Genomic DNA, 13,647 nt, shown 5'->3' with positions numbered 1-13,647 from the left:
TCGACCGCTCACGGTTGAACCTGCTCGAAGTGAAACTCGCGAATGAAACAGTCCCGGGGTTGCCCCACCGCGAACATCACGCAGTCGACGACCGATTGGGCGGTGAGGTCGCTGTCCGCTGTGCGCGGACCGTCCTGCACGAAGTCCGGCGGAAACAGGGATATCACGCGGATTCCCTCCCGGCGCAGCCGGTGCGAGAGGATCTCCGCGAACCCCGCCTGGGCGTGCTTGGCGGCGTAGAAGGCCGGATGGGCGTGCGAACGGTGGTGCCCCACCTCGCCGCAGGCGGAGATCAGGTTGACGATGTCCGGCCGGGAGGATTTCCTCAGCAGCGGCAACAGCTGTGTGGTCACCAGCATGGTGCCGGTCCCGGCCGAGGCCATCACCTCCGCGATCTGTTCGTCGGAGATGTCGCCGAGGTCGTACCCCTCGACGTAGAGGGCACCGTTGTTGACCAGCACGTCGAGCTGCGGCGTCGCGTCGGCGACCGATGCGCCGAACGCGCGTATCGAGTCCGGCGCGGCCAGGTCGCATCGAAATGCGTCGGCGTGGCCGCGGCCGCGCGGCCGGAGCTGCTCGGCGACCTGCTCAACCGCGGCCAGGTCCCGGGCCGCCAGGAAGACGTGGGCCCCCCGCTCGACGAACGCCTCGGCCAGAAGCCGGCCGGTACCGCGCGCGGCACCGGTAACGGCGACCCGCAGGCCATCAGGATTCACGACCGCCAGTTAAGCAGCCGGAGCCGTGGGGCCGTCGCCCGGCGCCGCGCCGCGGTGGCCGCGACCTCGCCGCGAACCTCCGGGTCCACGACACCTCCCGACGGGCCGCCGGCCTCAGCCGTCCAGCAGCTGGTGGGCGACGATGTACCCGGAGCCGCCGGCCACGCCGTGCCCCGGCCAGGTACCCGCACCGAGCTGGTACAGCCCCTCGATCGGAGTACGGTGACCGGGCTGGCCGGGCAGCGGGCGCAGCAGGTAGCTCTGCGCGAGGTCGTTCGCCCCGCCGTACGGGTCGCCCGGCCCGCAGTTGGGGTTGAACCGGGCCAGGTCGTCCGGGGTCACGACGGCGTGCGCGAGCACCGCGTCGGGGATGTTGGGGATGTGTCGGGACACGATGCCCAGCACCCGGTCGACCATGCGCGCAGTCAGATCCGGCGTCCAGGCGCCCTCTCCGGTGTCGATGACCCCCGCCGCGTCGCCGACCGGGCGGCACGGGACCTCCAGCACCTGGATGCGCATGATGGCCGCGCCCGCCGGGGCGCGACCCGGGTCCAGCGCGGTCGGGCAGTCCACGGTGAAGGTCGGCTCGGCCGGCAGCAGGCCGGCCATGCCCTGCGCGACCCCCAGCGTGCAGCCGTCCAGCCCGGTGGTCAGGTGCGGCTGGCCGATCCGCGCGAACCGGGGGTCGGGCCACCGTGGCGGCTCGCGCAGGGCCAGCTGGATCTGCAGGCAGCCCCGCCCGTACCGGTATCCGGCGGCCTGCTCGCGCAGCACCGGCGGGGCGTCGTCGCCCAGCAGCCTCAGGTAGAGCTGATCGGCGTTGGTGGACGCGACGACCGCCTCACGGGCGAGGTAGCGCCCGCCGGCCCCGGTGAGTACCCCGACCGCCCGGCCTCCCTCGACCAGGATCCGGGTCACCTCGGCGCCGGTGACGACCTGGCCGCCGTGATCGGTGACCAGCCTGGTCAGCGCGATGGTCAACGCCTCGCTGCCGCCGGCCGGGATCGGCATGCCGGCCAGCATGACGGCCTGCGCGACCAGCACCGCCCAGATCCCGCTGCCCACCTCGTCGGGGGTGCGCCCCAGGTGCATCACCCACGGCGCGAGCATCGCCCGCAGCACCGGGGAGCGGAACCGGGACACCTCGGTGCGGGCCGTCCCGAAGGCCAGCGCCGCCAGCGGGGCCAGGCCGGGGCCGTCCCCGCGCAGCAGGCGCCCGATCGCGGCGGTCGCGTCGGGGTCGGCCAGGTCCCGGCCGAACAGCCCGAAGACCTCGCCGGCGTACGGGGCGAACGACGCCATCCAACCGGCGAACGCCTCCCCGTCTCCGGGCGCCAGCCGGTCGGCCTCGGCCACCATGGCGTCCAGCGCGCGAGGAAACACCGCCGTGCGACCGTCCGGAAAGGACACTCCGGTGGGCACGTCGGTGTTGAGGTAGGTCAGCCCCCGCGCGGTCAGGTCCTCCCCCAGCTCGGCCCAGATCGGACCGGCCAGCAGGAGCGGATGCGCCGACGAGTAGACATCGTGCCGGTAACCCGGCAGTGTCAGCTCCTCGGTGCGCACCAGGCCACCCGGCCGGTCGTTGCGCTCCAGCACGACCACGTCGCGGCCGGCCCGCGCCAGGTACGCGGCGGCGACGAGGGCGTTGTGCCCGCTGCCGATGACGACGACGTCATGGCCATCCAGCATGGGTGCCTCCAGCCGCAGGGGGCCGGGTGGCCCGGATCACTCATCGACAAGGATCGCAGACCCCGGGCCGCCGGGCCAGAGCCGACCAGCCCGGCGGGCGGTCGGCTCACCGGCCGGCCGGGCGGCGGCGCGGGGCCCGGCGGGCGGCGGCCTCGCCGGGCCGGCCGGGCATGAGGCAGCATGGAGGGGTGATGGAGCAAGCCGGCGAGCAGCTCGGCGCGCTGACGCGGCTGGTCGCCGGCGGCGGCGTGGTCGTGCTGAGCGGGGCGGGCATCTCGACCGAGTCGGGCATCCCGGACTACCGGGGCCCAAACGGGACGATGACCAGGCATACCCCGATGACGTACCAGACTTTCACCCGCGACCCGGCGGCCCGGCGGCGCTACTGGGCCCGCAGCCACCTCGGGTGGCGCAACATGGCCGGTGCCGCGCCCAACGCCGGCCACCGGGCGGTCGCCGACCTTGAGCGGCACGGCCTGGTGACGGGCGTGATCACCCAGAACGTCGACGGCCTGCACCAGGAGGCGGGCGCCCGCGCGGTCATCGAGCTGCACGGCAGCCTGTACCGGGTGATCTGCCTCGACTGCGGCGACTCCATGCCCCGCTCGGAGCTGCACCGGCGGCTCGGGGAGGCGAACCCCCAGTTCGACGCCCGGGTGACCCGAATCAACCCGGACGGCGACGTCGACCTGGCCGACGAGCAGCTCGACGGCTTCTACCCGGTCAGCTGCCAGACCTGCGCCGGCGGCATGCTCAAGCCCGACGTGGTGTTCTTCGGCGAGACCGTGCCGGCGCCCCGGGTGGCGGACTGCTTCGCCCTGGTGGAGGACGCCAGGCTGCTGCTGGTGCTGGGCTCCTCGCTGACGGTCATGTCGGGCCGCCGGTTCGTGCTGCGCGCCGCGAAGCTCGGCATCCCGGTCGCGATCGTCAACCGCGGCGGTACCCGGGGCGACGACTACGCCACCCTGACGCTCGACGCCGCCCTGGGCACGGCGCTGCCCGAACTGGTCGAGCGCGCGGTCGCCGAGGCGAACGTACCGACCGGCTGAGCCGCGGGACGAGCGCACCAGCCGGCCGGGCCACGACGCCCGGCCGGGCCCGTCACGACGGGGTGATCACCACCTTGAGCCCGGTGCGCTGCCGCGCCGCCTCGAACGCCTCGGCCGCCCGCTCGAGCGGGTACGTCGCGGTCACCAGGCCGGACAGGTCCACCCGCCCCTGCCGTACCAGCTCGACGGCCCGCTCGTACACCCGGTTCATCCGGCGCACCAGGACGATTGTGACGCCCTTGCGCCGGGCCGTCGAGGCGGAGAACGTGACGTGGTCGTCGTCCGGAATGCCGGCCAGCACCACCCGGCCGCCGGGCCGCACCGCGGCCAGCGCGGTGCCCACCGCCTCATCGGTACCCGCGACCTCGAACACCACGTCCGCGCCGCGCCCGGCCACCCGGCGCCAGTACGCCTGATCGGCCTGCTCCGGTGTGACGGCGTCGTCCACACCCAGCGAGCGGGCGGCCGCCAGCCGGTGCGCCAGCGGCTCCACCGCGAGCACCCGGGTGGCCCCCGCGACCCGGACCAGTTGCAGCGTCAGCAGGCCGATCGGCCCGCACCCGACCACGGCCACGGTGTCGCCGACCCGCACGTGCCCCAGGTCCACCGCGTGCAGGCCGACGCCGAGCGGCTCCAGCAGCGCCCCGTCGGCGTCGGACAGCTCGTCGGGCAGCGGTACGAGCAGCTCCGTCGGCCAGGCGACGTACTCACGCAGCGCGCCGTCCACGCTGCCGTGGCCGGCGAAACGGACGTCCGGGCAGAGGTTGCCGTACCCCTCGCGGCAGCTCTCGCAGTGCCCGCAGGGGATGGCCGGGTCGACCGCCACCCGCTGGCCGTGGCGCGGTCCCCCCTCGATCACGCCGGCGAACTCGTGGCCGACCACGAGCGGTGCTTCCAGCCGGGCGTCACCGATCCCGGCCTCGCCATACCAGTGCAGGTCCGAACCGCACAACCCGACGGCGGTGACCCGCACCAGATCGGTGCCGGGGTCGGTCGGCGGAACCGGCTCGCGCCCGCGCCGGATGTCGCCCCGCCCGAACAGGCGCGCGACGGCCATCGTGGCGGGCGGCCTGCCGCCGCTCGGGTTCTCGGACACGGCGATTCCCTCCTGGCGACCACATGTGATCATCGTCAGGGTAACGTCCGTGCGCCGGTGCACGCGAGGGCCGGCGGGATGGGCGGCCGGTCCGTGCGACGGCCTGCCCACCCCGCCGGAGCCGGGGCGGCCCCCAGATCCGCTCGCCGCCGTGTGCCGGCCGAGCGCCGCGGCGATGACGACCATTGTGGTCGGGCCGCGGGCGGCCGACAAGCACGTTCATCAATATAGACGGGATTTCGGACGTCGGTCGACTACGCGGCCCCGGCAACCCTCCCATGGCATTGACAGGCATCTCAGTCTGGCTCTACCGTGCCTTCACCTACCGGATACCGTCCGGTATTTCGAACAGTCCCCCCCTCGTGGCTGAGCCGAGTTGACCCCTCGGCGTCCGTGCCAGCCCGTGCGACGAAAGGTGCGCCAGATGGACGACGTCACGTTTGACCGCAGGACGGCGCTGCGCGCGGCGGGTACCGCGGTCGCGGGTGCGGCACTGGGCACGGCGCTGGGCGCCGCGCTGCCCTCGACCGGCGCGCTGCGATCCTCACCGGCCTACGCCGCCCGGACCGACTTCGGGGTCTCGGTGTTCCCATTCCCGCTGTCCGCGGTGAAGCTCTCGGCAGGGCCGTTTCTGGACAACATGAACCGCACCCTCGCCTACTTGTCCTATGTGGACCCAGATCGGCTGCTGTACACGTTCCGGACCAACGTCCACATCTCCACCACGGCACAGGCGGTGGGCGGCTGGGAGTCCCCGACCACGGAACTGCGCGGCCACTCCACCGGACACCTGTTGTCGGCCCTGGCGCAGGCCTACGCCAACACCGGCAACTCGACCTACAAGACCAAGGGCGACTACCTGGTCAGCTCGCTGGCCGCGTGCCAGGCCGCGTCACCGGGCGCCGGCTTCCACACCGGTTACCTGTCGGCCTTCCCGGAGAACTTCTTCGACCGGCTGGAGAGCGGCCAGACCGTGTGGGCGCCGTACTACACGATCCACAAGATCATGGCCGGCCTGCTCGACCAGTACCTGGTGGCCGGCAACACCCAGGCGCTGACCGTGGTCACCAACATGGCCGCGTGGGTCAAGACGCGCACCGACCCGTTGAGCAGCACCACGATGCAGAACGTGGTGCTGCGCACCGAGTTCGGCGGCATGCCCGAGGTGCTGACCAACCTGTACCAGGTCACCGCCAACCCCGATCACCTCACCACCGCGCAGCGCTTCGACCACGCCCAGATCGAGAACCCGCTCGCCTCCGACCAGGACCAGTTGTCCGGCTTCCACGGCAACACGCAGATCCCGAAGATCATCGGGGCGATCCGCGAATACCACGCGACCGGCACCACCCGATACCACGACATCGCCACCAACTTCTGGGACATCGTCATCAACAGCCACACCTACGTGATCGGCGGCAACACCAACGGCGAGTACTTCCAGACCCCCAACGCGATCGCCAGCCAGCTCTCGGACACCACCTGCGAGTGCTGCAACACCTACAACATGCTCAAGCTGAGCCGCCAGCTGTTCTTCACCAACCCGGCCCGCGCCGACTACGTCGACTACTACGAGCGGGCCCTGTTCAACCAGATCCTCGGGCAGCAGGACCCCAACTCCAGCCACGGGTTCGTGGCGTACTACATCCCGCTGCGCGCCGGCGGCATCAAGACCTACAGCAATGACTACTCGAACTTCACCTGCGACCACGGCACCGGCATGGAGTCCAACACGAAGTACGCGGACTCCATCTACTTCTACTCGGGCGAGACCCTGTACGTGAACCTGTTCATCGCCTCCACGCTGACCTGGCCGGGGCGGGGCATCACGGTCACCCAGGCCACCACCTTCCCGACCGCGTCCACCAGCCGGCTGACGGTCACCGGCTCCGGCCACATCGCCATGAAGATCCGGGTACCGTCCTGGACCAGCGGCATGACCGTAAAGGTCAACGGGGTGACCCAGAGCGTCACCGCCACCCCGGGCAGCTACCTCACCATCGACCGCACCTGGGCCTCGGGCGACTACGTCGACCTCACCATGCCGGCGACCCTGACCTTCCCGCGGGCCAACGACAACGCCAACGTCGGTGCGGTGAAGTACGGCGCGATCGTGTACGCCGGCGAGTACGGCAACACCGACCTCAACAGCGTGCTGCCCACCCTGCAGACCGGCAGCCTGGTCCAGGATCCGGCCAACCCGCTGCACTTCACGGGTACGGCCAGCACCGGCTCGGTGTCGCTGATCCCGTTCTACAAGACGCACCACGAGCGCTACACGGTGTACTGGAACCTGAGCGGCGGCGGCACCCCCGCCCCGACCAACGTCGCCTGGTACAAGTTTGACGAGACCAGTGGCACGAGTGCCGCCGATGCCTTCGGCAACGGCAAGACGGCCACCCTGACCGGCACCACCACCTGGGTGGCGGGCCGTACCGGCAACGCCGTGCACCTGAACGGGACGACCGGGTACGTGCGGCTGCCCAACGGGCTGCTGTCCGGCGCCACCGACTTCACGATCTCGGCCTGGGTCAAGCTCGACTCGGTGGTCGCCTGGACCCGGATCTTCGACTTCGGCTCGGGTAGCGGCAGCTACATGTTCCTCACCCCGCGAAGCTCCTCGGGTACCGTGCGGTTCGCCATCACCACCGGTGGCGCCGGCGGCGAGCAGCAGATCAACGGGCCGGCCGCGCTGGCCTCCGGGGTGTGGACCCAGGCGGCGGTGACCCTGTCGGGCAGCACCGGCACGCTGTACGTCAACGGGGCCGCGGTGGCCAGCAACACCGCCATCACGCTGCGCCCGTCCTCGCTGGGCTCGACCACCCAGACCTGGCTGGGCCGCTCCCAGTACGCCGACCCGTACCTCACCGGCGCGCTGGACAGCGTGCGGATCTACGGTCGGGCGCTGTCGGCCAGCGAGATCGGCTCGCTCTACACGGCGGGTAACTGACAGTCATGATTAGCTGAGATCCACTTCGGGTACGCCGCGAGGACCGTTCCCAGCGCAACGGCCACCGGTCGGGCGCAGGCTGGCCGAGGGAGGGTCTCATGACGGCGACGGACGTGCACGACACCCGGGGGCAGCAGCGGCCGCACCTACGCCGGGACATCGGCAAGGTCGGCCTGCTGTTCGCCGGCGTCGGCTCCATCATCGGATCCGGCTGGCTGTTCGGCGCGATGGACGCGGCACAGTTGGCCGGACCGGCGGCCATCTTCTCCTGGCTGATCGCCGCCGTCATGATCATGCTGATCGGGCTCACCTACGCCGAGCTGGGCACCATGTTCCCGGTCTCCGGCGGCGTGGTACGCCTGCCGCACTACGCCTTCGGCGGCTTCACCAGCTACCTGATGGGCTGGATCACCTGGCTGTCCTGCGCGGTCGTCGCCCCGGTCGAGGTCGAGGGCGCCGTGCAGTACGCGACCAAGTACTTCCCGCTGACCACCTCGCACGTCGCCGGCGGAGAGACGGTACACACGCTGACCGGGGCCGGGTTCGCGGTCAGCGTGGTGCTGCTCGCGGCCTTCTGCGTCATCAACGTGGTCGGGGTGCGGTTCTTCGCCCGGCTCAACAACGTGCTGGTCTGGTGGAAGCTGGCCATCATCGCCATCGTGGTGGTCAGCCTGCTGGTCACCGCGTTCCACGGCGCCAACTTCACCAGCCACGGGTTCGCTCCCTCGGGCTTCCACGGGGTGTTCACCGCCATCGCCACCGCCGGGATCACGTTCTCCTTCCTCGGATTCCGGCAGGGCATCGAACTGGCCGGGGAGACCAAGAACCCCAAGCGCAACGTGCCGTTCGCGGTCATCGGCTCGGTCCTGCTCACCGCCGTCGGCTACATCGTGCTGCAGATCGCCTTCATCGCCGCCGTACCGACCGCCACGCTCGCCAGGTCCGGCAGCTGGTCCGCGCTGAACTTCGCGGGCGACTTCGGTCCGCTCGCGGCGATCGCCACCATCCTCGGGCTGACCTGGTTGGCGGTCCTGCTCTACCTCGACGCGATCGTCTCCCCCGGCGACACCGGACTGGTCTACACGGCGGTGACCTCGCGGCTGGGCTACGCGATGGCCCGCAACGGCAACGCCCCGAACGGCGTGGCGCGGCTGTCCCGCAGCGGCGTGCCGTGGGTGTCCACCGCCGTGTCGTTCGTGGTGGGGCTGGTCATCTTCCTGCCGTTCCCGAGCTGGCAGCAGCTCGTCGGCCTGGTGACCGGCGCGACCGTGCTGTCCTTCGGGTCCGGGCCGCTGGTGTTCGCCGCGCTGCGGCGGGAGTTGGGCGACCGGCCGCGGCCGTTCCGGCTGCCCGGCGGCGACCTCATCCCGTTCCTCGGCTTCTACTCCTCGAACCTCATTGTCTTCTGGGCCGGCTGGGACACCAACTGGAAGCTGTTCGTGGCCATCCTGATCGGCCTGGCCCTGCTGGGCGTCTTCGCCGCCACCGGCGGGCTGCGCGACCGGAGGATGGACTGGCGGGCCGGCGCGTGGGCGCCGCTGTGGCTGGCCGGGCTGGCGCTGATCAGCTACCTCAGCTCCTACGGTGGCACCGGCATCATCGGGTTGGGCTGGGGCTTCCTGGTCAACCTCGGCTGGAGCGGGGTCATCTACGCGCTGGCGCTGCGGCTGCGCCTGCCCCGCGCCCGGGTCACCGACATCATCGAAACGACACCGCACGACGAGGTCGACGAGGCGGATGCCCAGCCGGCCGGCGACGAACCGGCCGGCGCCACGGCCCCGTAGGCGCCCGAGCCCCGTAGACGCCCCAGGCCTCAGGCCTCGTAGACGGTCAGCCGGCCGCACATGCCGTACCGGCGCTCCTCCGGCGGGTCGACCACGGTCAGCCCGCCGGCACGCAGGTGCCGCAGGTCGCCCTGGGCCAGCGCGTCGAGCTGCTCTCCCGTCCGGGTGGCGGCGGCCATCGCCCCGGCCGACCACAGCTCGCGCCACGCCTCGAGCTGGTCGGCCACCAGCGCACCGGCGGCCCGGTAGAACTCGTCGAGGGCACCCGGCCCCTGTTCGGCGACCCGCTCGCGCAGCCGCAGGAAGCCTTGCACGGCAAGGTTCTTGCGGTGCGAGGCGGCGTCGCGGTCGGTGGCGTACACCCGCGCCGGGTCGGCCAGCGAGGCGGTGCGGCGGTAGGTCGCCGGGTCGGTGAGCTGCTCCGGCGGGAACGTCAGCACGGCGTCCCCGGCCTCCGGCAGGCCGCCGTTCTGCATGACGACGAGGATCCTCAGGTCGCCGTCGTTGATCAGGCGGTGGATCACGCCGGGGCTGAACCAGGCGACGGTCATCGGGGTCAGCGACGTCTCCCGGTACCCGTCAGGACCCAGCGTCTGCAACCGCCCGTGGCCGCCCAGCACCACGTACCCCTCGGTGCAGGCGAGGTGCACGTGCGCGGAGCCGCCGCGCAGCCCGTCCGGGCTGGACCAGTCGTAGACCGCGAGCTGGGTCACCGCGGTACCGCCGGGGAAGGGTCCGGCCGCGCCGGGCACCGGGTCGGGGCTCACCGCGGATCCTCCGGGTCGATCGTCGCCTGCCCGGCGATCTTCTGCGCGCCGGCCAGGTCCAGCGCGCCGTTGACGACGAACAGGTCGTAGCGCAGGGTCAGCTCCTCGCCGTCGGGCAGCGAATACTCCTGGTCGAAAAACGGCGCGGGGCACAGGCACGCGTACACACCGGCGCGCACGAACCACCGGGTGGGGTACCTGACGTTCGCGGGGCTGTCGCGGAACAGCAGCGTGCTGGCCCCACCGTGCTCGTCGTGCCGGCCCACGAAACCCATCCACGGGCCGCGCCAGCCCATCAGTTCGTCGCCGCCCTCGCCGTCCGGGGTGAGCACCCGGCCGCCGGAGAAGGATCGCGGACCTCGCCAGAACAGCCCGCTGTAGCCGGCGTTCTCCCGCCCCTCAGTGGTGGGGCTGCCGAACGGGATGGCCGCGCCGCTGACGTTGCGCATGCTGCTGCGGAAGTCCAGCTGCCACGCCTGCAGATCGGGCAGCACCCGAACGGCGACCCGGCGCGACTCGATGATCCAGCGCTGCCCGGCCTCGGTGAGCCAGGTCAGCCGCTCGTCCAGCCACAGCACGCCATCGCGCACCTCGACGCGCTCGAAGCCCTCGTGCCGCATGGCGCCGTTGTTGGGGATCTGGGCGTAGCCCCGGTCCCGCAGGTACGTGACCCCGCCCCAGAAATTCTCCGTGCCGACGTTGCTCAGCGACCAGGCGATCCCCTTGTGCCACACGTGATCGTGCGGCCGGTAGAGGCTGACCAGGTCGCCGTCGAGGGTGCGCAGCGGGTGGAAGTATGGCCGCGGCGACTCCAGCTGCGGTTCACCGGGCTGGTAGACGTACCGGAACAGCTCGTCGCCGTGCCAGGTGGCCCGGATCGACTCGTCCTCGATGTTCAGCGCCAGGCTCACCGCGACCTCCCGATCACCGTTCCCACTCGCTTACCACGACCGCCCGCTCACCATGCCCACCGTGCTCCGCTCCCGTCCATCCGCTCGTAGAAGGGCGAATCCGGGCCGAGTTCGGCACAGCGCACCGACCGGCCCTCGAACGCCGAGGCGTAGACGCCCGCCACCAGGCGCATGGTCCGCAGCGCGCCGTCCGTGCCGACCGGCGGCGCGACGCCCGCCCGCAGACAGCGCACCACCTCGGCGAACTGCGCGCCGTGCCCGCTGGCCCGGCCCGACGGCCCGGCCTCCCATGCCTCGGCCACGGACTGCTCGAACCCGGGTACCGGCGTGACCCGCCAGTCGTCGTCGCCGTACCCGTACAGGTGGGTCAGCTCGACCGTCGCGCGCTCGAAGTCGAACCGCAGGTAGCTCTCCTCGCGCGGGGAGACCACGCTGTTGACCACGCTGGCCACCGCGCCGTTGGCGAAGCTGACGTGCGCCAGCGACAGGTCCTCGGTCTGGGTCCGGCGGGCCTGCCGGCGCGCGTGCGCGCTGACCTCGACCCAGTCGCCGAGCACCGCCGTCAACAGGTCCAGCTGGTGGATGCCGTGCCCCATCGTGGGTCCACCGCCCTCGGTGTCCCAGCGGCCCCGCCACGGCACGTCGAAGTAGGACTGGTCGCGAAACCAGGTGGTGTGGCAGATCGCCAGCAGCGGCCGGCCCAGGGCGCCGTCGCGCATCGCCCCGGTCAGCCGGGCCGCCCCCGAGCCGAAGCGGTGCTGGAAGACGGTGGCCAGCCAGGGGCCGCTGGCGCCCTGGGCCGCCGCCAGCTCCTCCAGCTCGCGCAGGCCGCGGGTGGGCGGCTTCTCCACCAGCACCGACGCCCCGGCGCGCAGGCACTCCAGCGCCTGCGCGTGGTGCCCACCCGGCGGCGTGCACAGGTGCACCAGATCCGGCCGGGCCTCGGCGAGCATGCTGGACAGGTCCGGATACGCCCGTGGCACGCCGTGCGCGGCGCAGAACTCGCGGACCCGCTCGGGCTCGATGTCGGCGGCGGCCACCAACTCGACCGGGTCGGCCAGCGCGCGCAGCGATTCGGCGTGGATCCGGGCGATGTTGCCGGTACCCGCGATGGCTATCCGCGTCATGCGCTGCCGCCGCCCCGCGTCGGCCGCGCGAACCGCCCGCTGGCGGCCGGCTTCCCCCACGACACCACGTTCCGGTGTGACACCGGTTGCCGGCCCGCCATGACGACATTGTGACCGACATCGATGGAACCGTCGAGCCTCGGGCGCGGGCGTGAGCGCCCGGGTCGATCGAGCTGTGCCACCTCGTACCCCCTGATCCAAGGGCTTCCGCCACGGCTGGCCGACCAGCGTTGGTGGTTCTTTCCGGAAGGTTTCCGGTACGTCGATGGTCAAATTACGGGCGGCGGGGGCCGTCGTCAACCCTCGATGCCTCCGCCGCGCAGCCCGACGACCGCGCACCGGGACGCCGGCGCGATGACCGCCGGGATCAGCGGGCCAGCGGTGCGCAGCTGTCCCGCACCACCAGCGCGGTGGCCAGCTCGAAGCGCAGGCTCTCGATGGTCTCGCCCCGGGCCAGTCGCAGCACGGTGCGCGCCGCGAGGGTGCCCATCTCGCTCAGCGGCTGGCGGACGGTGGTCAGCGGCGGCGAGGCCCACCGCGCCTCCGGCAGGTCGTCGAAGCCGACCACGCTGACATCGTCCGGTACCCGCAGCCCCCGGCGGCGCACCGCCTCGTAGGCGCCGAACGCCATCTGGTCGCTGGAGGCGAAGATGGCGGTGGGCGCGTCGTCCAGGTCCAGCAGCCGGCCGGCGCTGGCGAAGCCGGACTCGTGGTAGAAGTCGCCCTGCTGGATCAGCTCGTCCTCGACCGCGATGCCGGCGGCCTCCAACCCGGCCCGGTACCCGTCCAGTCGGGTGCGGCTGCACTGCAGCTGGCGCGGGCCGGCGATGAAGCCGATCCGCCGGTGCCCCAGGGAGACGAGGTGCTCGGTCGCGGCCAACCCGCCCGACCAGTTCGCCGCGCCGACCGTCGGCACGTCGTGCGCCGGCACCCCGGCCGGGTCGATCACCACCGTCGGGATGTTCAGCCGGCGCAGCTCCGCGTGCAGCGGGGACTGCACGTCGGAGGCGACCAGGATCACGCCGTCGGTGGCCCGGGCCTGGAGGTTGCGCATCCACTGCCTGGTCGACGCGGAGCGTTGGTGGATGGCGGAGACCACGGTGCCGATCAGCGCGCCGTGCGCGACGTCCTCGACGCCCCGGATGATTTCCACGGCCCACGGGCTGTCCAGGTCGTTGAAGACCAGGTCGATCAGGCTGGCCGCGGTCTGCTGGCGCTGGCCGGACCGGCGGCGGTACCCGTACCTGCGCAGCAGCTCCTCGACCCGCTCCCGGGTGGCCGGTGAGACATCGGAGCGGCCGTTGACCACCCGCGACACCGTGGGTACCGACACCCCGGCCTCCTGGGCGATGCGCGTGATGGTGACCCGCGGTTCGTCCTCGACGGTCAACGGCGCTCCCTCGCTGGTCACCGCCGACGCGGCCGGTCGCGGCCGGCTCGCGCGACACCGCGGGTATCGCGGCGCGGGCCGGACGCGGCCGGCGCACGTGACGACCCGGCCCTGGTCTGCTGGCAGCCCGGCACACTACCGGGCGCCAGCGCCGATGGTAGCCGGACC

At 72.2% G+C, this 13,647-nt stretch carries 10 protein-coding genes; 3 read left to right on the top strand and 7 right to left on the bottom strand.

The features are described from left to right. Nucleotides 1-8: 8 nt before the first annotated feature. Both ABEA87_RS05650 and ABEA87_RS05645 read right to left on the bottom strand, forming a co-directional pair. Complete coding sequence (locus tag ABEA87_RS05650) at nucleotides 9-716, bottom strand: SDR family oxidoreductase (protein WP_345626708.1); 708 nt, start codon at nucleotides 714-716, stop codon at nucleotides 9-11. 114 nt (nucleotides 717-830) lie between these two features. Next, nucleotides 831-2,405, bottom strand: coding sequence for a phytoene desaturase family protein (locus tag ABEA87_RS05645; RefSeq protein WP_345626706.1), 1,575 nt, complete (start codon nucleotides 2,403-2,405; stop codon nucleotides 831-833). Nucleotides 2,406-2,596: 191 nt separating this feature from the next. Between ABEA87_RS05645 and ABEA87_RS05640 the strand changes: the two genes are divergently transcribed. Continuing rightward, complete coding sequence (locus ABEA87_RS05640) at nucleotides 2,597-3,454, top strand: NAD-dependent protein deacetylase (RefSeq protein WP_345626704.1); 858 nt, start codon at nucleotides 2,597-2,599, stop codon at nucleotides 3,452-3,454. A 52-nt stretch (nucleotides 3,455-3,506) separates the two neighbouring features. Here the strand turns inward: ABEA87_RS05640 and ABEA87_RS05635 are convergent, their stop codons facing one another. Then, on the bottom strand, nucleotides 3,507-4,550 hold the full coding sequence (locus ABEA87_RS05635) for a zinc-dependent alcohol dehydrogenase (RefSeq protein WP_345626702.1): 1,044 nt from the start codon (nucleotides 4,548-4,550) through the stop codon (nucleotides 3,507-3,509). A gap of 424 nt (nucleotides 4,551-4,974) precedes the next feature. On the opposite strand from ABEA87_RS05635, the gene ABEA87_RS05630 reads away from it, so the two are divergent. Together ABEA87_RS05630 and ABEA87_RS05625 are read left to right on the top strand one after the other, a co-directional pair. After that, nucleotides 4,975-7,500 carry a glycoside hydrolase family 127 protein gene (locus ABEA87_RS05630; RefSeq protein ID WP_345626700.1) on the top strand — a complete coding sequence of 842 codons (2,526 nt, stop codon included), beginning with the start codon at nucleotides 4,975-4,977 and terminating at the stop codon, nucleotides 7,498-7,500. 98 nt (nucleotides 7,501-7,598) lie between these two features. Further along, the gene (locus ABEA87_RS05625) at nucleotides 7,599-9,284 is read left to right on the top strand and encodes an APC family permease (RefSeq protein WP_345626698.1); all 1,686 of its coding nucleotides are present in this window, start codon (nucleotides 7,599-7,601) and stop codon (nucleotides 9,282-9,284) included. Between the two features lie 29 nt (nucleotides 9,285-9,313). Here ABEA87_RS05625 and ABEA87_RS05620 read toward each other — a convergent pair whose 3' ends face one another. The 4 genes from ABEA87_RS05620 to ABEA87_RS05605 all read right to left on the bottom strand — a co-directional run bounded on the left by ABEA87_RS05620 (nucleotide 9,314) and on the right by ABEA87_RS05605 (nucleotide 13,479). Next, nucleotides 9,314-10,051 (bottom strand): cupin, encoded by a 738-nt coding sequence (locus tag ABEA87_RS05620; RefSeq protein ID WP_345626696.1) that lies wholly within the window; start codon nucleotides 10,049-10,051, stop codon nucleotides 9,314-9,316. Beyond that, entirely contained in the window at nucleotides 10,048-10,962 is a 915-nt protein-coding gene (locus ABEA87_RS05615; protein WP_345626694.1) for a DUF6807 domain-containing protein, read from the bottom strand. The genes ABEA87_RS05620 and ABEA87_RS05615 overlap by 4 nt, the downstream gene beginning before the upstream one ends. 47 nt (nucleotides 10,963-11,009) lie before the next feature. Further along, nucleotides 11,010-12,149, bottom strand: coding sequence for a Gfo/Idh/MocA family protein (locus ABEA87_RS05610; protein ID WP_345626692.1), 1,140 nt, complete (start codon nucleotides 12,147-12,149; stop codon nucleotides 11,010-11,012). A 307-nt stretch (nucleotides 12,150-12,456) separates the two neighbouring features. Further along, nucleotides 12,457-13,479 (bottom strand): LacI family DNA-binding transcriptional regulator, encoded by a 1,023-nt coding sequence (locus ABEA87_RS05605; RefSeq protein WP_345626691.1) that lies wholly within the window; start codon nucleotides 13,477-13,479, stop codon nucleotides 12,457-12,459. Nucleotides 13,480-13,647: the final 168 nt, after the last annotated feature.

Source organism: Rugosimonospora acidiphila (assembly GCF_039543385.1).
GTDB classification, from domain to species: Bacteria; Actinomycetota; Actinomycetes; order Mycobacteriales; family Micromonosporaceae; genus Rugosimonospora; species Rugosimonospora acidiphila.
The sequence above is the reverse complement of the archived record's forward strand: the minus strand, read 5'-3'. Positions and strand labels throughout refer to the sequence as shown.

Excerpts from the sequence above, each read along its gene's own strand:
- ABEA87_RS05630 (WP_345626700.1), top strand. The coding sequence starts at position 4,975 with ATGGACGACGTCACGTTTGACCGCAGGACGGCGCTGCGCGCGGCGGGT.
- ABEA87_RS05640 (WP_345626704.1), top strand. The coding sequence starts at position 2,597 with ATGGAGCAAGCCGGCGAGCAGCTCGGCGCGCTGACGCGGCTGGTCGCC.
- ABEA87_RS05645 (WP_345626706.1), bottom strand. The coding sequence starts at position 2,405 with ATGCTGGATGGCCATGACGTCGTCGTCATCGGCAGCGGGCACAACGCC.
- ABEA87_RS05625 (WP_345626698.1), top strand. The coding sequence starts at position 7,599 with ATGACGGCGACGGACGTGCACGACACCCGGGGGCAGCAGCGGCCGCAC.